The organism is Sphingobium phenoxybenzoativorans, assembly GCF_001757355.1.
GTDB classification, from domain to species: domain Bacteria; phylum Pseudomonadota; class Alphaproteobacteria; order Sphingomonadales; family Sphingomonadaceae; genus Sphingobium; species Sphingobium phenoxybenzoativorans.
The window spans coordinates 1-1,301 of the sequence record NZ_MINO01000178.1 but is presented as its reverse complement, the minus strand read 5'-3'; the positions used below and the strand labels follow the sequence as shown (position 1 = coordinate 1,301).

Here is a 1,301-nt window from a genome sequence, read left to right as displayed (position 1 = left end):
GCCGCTTCCTGCTTCTCGAACGGCGCGATCAGCGAGTCCGGGGTGTGGACGAAGCCGTTCATCACCACCTGCCGCACGGCCGCCACATCGTCGATCTTTTTGAGGGGGTCGCCCTCCACAAGGATCATGTCCGCCAGCATGCCCGGCGCGATCCGGCCGATCGGCTCGTCCAGAAATTCGCCGCTGTTGCGCGTGGTGGAGAGCAGCGCCTCGTGCGGGGTCATGCCGAACCGCACCATGCCGCGCATCGCAAGGTGCAGGCTGATCGCGACCAGATCGATCGGCGCGTCGGTGCCGTTGATGACGTGCCAGCCGAAACCCATCGTCTGCTTGATCTGGGCGACCTGCCGTTCCAGGCTTTCCTTGAACGGCGTGACGTCCATTTCCTTCATCGCCTTCACCCGCGCCATCAGCTTGGCATATTCCCAGGGCGGGAACAGGGTGCGGATGCGCTTGTCCTCGGCAATGCTGCTGTCCTCGCCCAGAAGGTAGGAGGCGATGAACAGGGTGGGGGTGCGGCCGCCCTTGGCCCCCGCGAACAGGCCGTTCACATCCTGATAGCCGCCGCCCAGCGCCGTGATCGTGCGCGAATAGCCATAGCGGTTGGTCGCGCCCAGATGCTCCATGCAATCCATGCCGCTGTGCAGCGCGGGATAATGATAATGGGATGACAGGTGCATGCCCATCTTGTGCGACGCATCGACGACTGTTTTCTGCACGTCATGGGGCAGGCGGACATAGGTTTTCACCATGTCATAGGACAGGGCGTCGGCGCGGGCGAGTTCCAGCGCCATCTGCCCCGGCTCCGTCACCGGCCGCATGAAATTGTAGAAGATGCGCGATCCGTCGATGGCTTCGCCGGTGGCATAGTGCCGCGCCGCGATGCGCGCGCCGCTGTCGATCGCCTCCCGGTCCTCGACCATATGATAGGCGGGGCAGCCGGGGGAGCGGGTGGCGGTGATCCCCATCGCCAGCCAGGCGCGGCCCATGCGGTCGCCATAGCCATAGCCCGCCATCTGCCGGTGGGTGTGCATGTCGATCAGGCCGGGCAGCAGGACGAGGTTGGACCCGTCAATGACCTTGGCGTTCGCGTCGGTCGTGCTGCCCTTGGGCAGTACCGCCGCGATCTTGTTGCCCTCAACCACCACGTCCATGTCGGTCTTATATTCGGGCGCTGTGGCGTCCCACATCCGCCCGGCCCTGATGACGGTGCGACCCGCGGGCTTCGCATTGGCCCAGTCCAGACGGCAGGGGACTGTGCGCGGAACGCCGCCGGCGGCCGGCACCATCCGCAGCTTCCC

General features: G+C 65.6%; 1 protein-coding gene. It reads right to left on the bottom strand.

Annotated features, from left to right (window positions below; translation table 11 throughout):
* Window positions 1-1,301: amidohydrolase family protein (locus BHQ40_RS24675; protein ID WP_139139482.1), on the bottom strand; the 1,301-nt coding region annotated here is incomplete at both ends.